The organism is Thermodesulfobacteriota bacterium, from assembly GCA_040755095.1.
In the GTDB taxonomy this organism is placed as follows: domain Bacteria; phylum Desulfobacterota; class Desulfobulbia; order Desulfobulbales; family JBFMBH01; genus JBFMBH01.
Window position 1 is genome coordinate 1 of record JBFMBH010000245.1, and the last position, 2,352, is coordinate 2,352.

The window sequence follows — 2,352 nt, forward strand, 5'->3', positions numbered from 1 at the left end:
TTCCCTATCCTGGAGGTGCCATGCGCATCATCGAACCCCACATCCATTGCTCGGTGCGCACCACCGACGACTACTTCAACATGGCGGTGGCCGGTGTCGTCGCTTGCGTCGAGCCGTCCTTCTGGTCCGGCCTGGACCGGTCGGCGGTGGCCTCCTTCCAGGACTACTGGGAGCACATGCTCACCGTGGAGGCCGCCCGGGCCCAGAAGTACGGCCTCAGGCACTACACCATGCTCGCCCTCAATCCCAAGGAGGCACGAAACCCCATCGCCCATCAGGTGGTGGACGCCATGGTGCCTTATCTCGATCGGCCGGGGGTGGTGGGCATCGGTGAGATCGGCCTCGATCTTCAGACCGGGCAGGAGGAGGAGATCTTCCGCCGCCAGCTGCGCCTGGCCGAGGAGCGGCGGCTGCCGGTCATCATCCATTCCCCCCACCAGCACAAGCTCAAGGGCATCGAGCGCATCGTCCGCATCCTGGACGAGGAAGGGGTGACCCAGGAGCGGATTGTCATCGACCACAACACCGAAGAGACGATGGAGCTGGCCCTGTCCACCCGTTGCTGGGTGGGCATGACCGTCTACTACGTCACCAAGCTGTCGGCGGAGCGGGCGGTGGCCATGATCAGCCGCTACGGCACCGCCCGCATGATGGTCAACGGCTCGGCGGACTGGGGCTATTCCGACCCCCTGGCCGTGCCCAAGGTGGCCATGCTCATGCGCCGGAGCGGCGATTTCTCCGAGGCCGAGATCAAAAGGGTGGTGTTCGACAACCCGTACGCCTTTCTTGCCCACTCGCCCCGCTTCGATCTGCCGGCGGACTGAGGCTGGCCTCAGCCATGCGCCTTGCCTTCAGCACCAACGCCTTCCGGCGATACACCCTGGCCGAGGCGATCAGAGGCCTGGCCGGGCTCGGCTACCAGGGGGTGGAGATCATGGCCGACGTGCCCCACGCCTTTCCCCCGGACCTGTCCCTGGCGGCGCGACGGGATCTGGCGCGGCTCCTGGCCGACTGTGGCCTGGCGGTGGCCAACATCAACGCCTTCATGCTCCACGCCCTGGGCGACACCTACCACCCCTCCTGGATCGATCCCGACCCGGCCCGGCGCCGCCTGCGCATCGAGCACACCCGGGCCTGCCTGCAGCTGGCCGCCGACCTGGGGGCGGCCACCATCTCCACCGAGCCGGGTGGGCCGTCAGGTGCCCTGCCGGAGGCGGCGGCCCTCGACCTGTTCCGGGAGGGGCTCCTGGAGCTGGCCGCCGACGCCCGCCGCCTGGGGGTGCGCATCCTCATCGAGCCGGAGCCGGGGCTCGTCATCGAGACCAGCGCCCAGTACCAGGCCTTTGTCCAGGATCTGGACCCGGCGGTTTTTGGCCTCAACTTCGATCTCGGCCATTTCTTCTGTGTGGGCGAGGATCCGGCGACCCTGGTCCGCTCCTTCGGGGATCAGCTGGCCCATGTCCACCTGGAGGACATCGCCGCTGACCGGCGGCACCATCATCTGGCGCCCGGCGCCGGGGCTATCGATCTGGCCGGGGTGCTGGACGCCTTGAGGGAGGTCGGCTACGCCGGCTTTGTGACCGTGGAGCTGTACCCGTACGAGGAGCGACCCCTGGCGGTGGCGGCCGAGGCCCTGGCCTTTCTGAGCACCTGGCAGGCGGGCGGCACCCGCCCCTTGGCGCCGGTGTGAGGCGGCCAGGTGGATTCCTTGCCCAGCCGCGGCCGGCTTCATGCCTGGCTCCAGCTCCTGCGTCTCGCCAACACCCCCACCGCCGTGGCCGATGTCCTGGCCGGCGCCCTGGTGGCCGCCGGCTTCCAGGTCGATCCCGGCCGGCTCCTGGCCGCGGGCCTGGCCAGCGTTGCCTTCTACAGCGGCGGCTGCGTGCTCAACGACCTGGTGGATCAAGGCGAGGATGCCCAGCTGCGGCCGGAGCGTCCCCTGCCGTCCGGCCGGGTCAGGAGCAGCCAGGCGCGGCTGGCGGCGGGTGCGCTCCTGGGCCTCGGCCTGGCCGCTTGCGCCCTGGCGGGTCTGACCAGCCTGGCCGCCGGCCTCGCCTTGGCCGGCCTCATTGTCCTTTACGATCTGGGGGTGAAAGATCATCCCCTCCTGGGGCCGGCCGCCATGGCCAGCTGCCGGGCGATGAACGCTGTCCTCGGCCTGAGCCTGGGCTGGCCCACCGGCGTGGCCTGGCTGTTGCCGCTGCTGCTCGGGTGGCACGTGGCCGCGCTCACTGTCCTCAGCCGCCACGAGATCGGTGGCGCGGCCGGCCGGCTGCCGGCAGCGGTGGGCACGGTCTGGCTGGGCCTCATCGCCCTGCTGGCTGGGCTTGCGGCCGCCGGCCTGCTGGCCGC

The 2,352-nt window shown here is 70.2% G+C and carries 3 protein-coding genes; all 3 read left to right on the forward strand.

Annotated elements, in window-relative coordinates:
• Nucleotides 1-20 precede the first annotated feature (20 nt).
• Nucleotides 21-824 (forward strand): TatD family hydrolase, encoded by an 804-nt coding sequence (locus AB1634_19365; protein MEW6221672.1) that lies wholly within the window; start codon nt 21-23, stop codon nt 822-824.
• A gap of 14 nt (nt 825-838) precedes the next feature.
• The gene (locus AB1634_19370; GenBank protein MEW6221673.1) at nt 839-1,690 is read left to right on the forward strand and encodes a sugar phosphate isomerase/epimerase family protein; all 852 of its coding nucleotides are present in this window, start codon (nt 839-841) and stop codon (nt 1,688-1,690) included.
• A gap of 9 nt (nt 1,691-1,699) precedes the next feature.
• Nucleotides 1,700-2,352 (forward strand): UbiA family prenyltransferase (locus AB1634_19375; protein MEW6221674.1); only part of this gene is annotated, 653 nt, incomplete at its 3' end.

Coding starts and splice junctions, on each gene's coding strand:
- AB1634_19365 (MEW6221672.1), top strand. CDS start 21: ATGCGCATCATCGAACCCCACATCCATTGCTCGGTGCGCACCACCGAC.
- AB1634_19370 (MEW6221673.1), top strand. CDS start 839: ATGCGCCTTGCCTTCAGCACCAACGCCTTCCGGCGATACACCCTGGCC.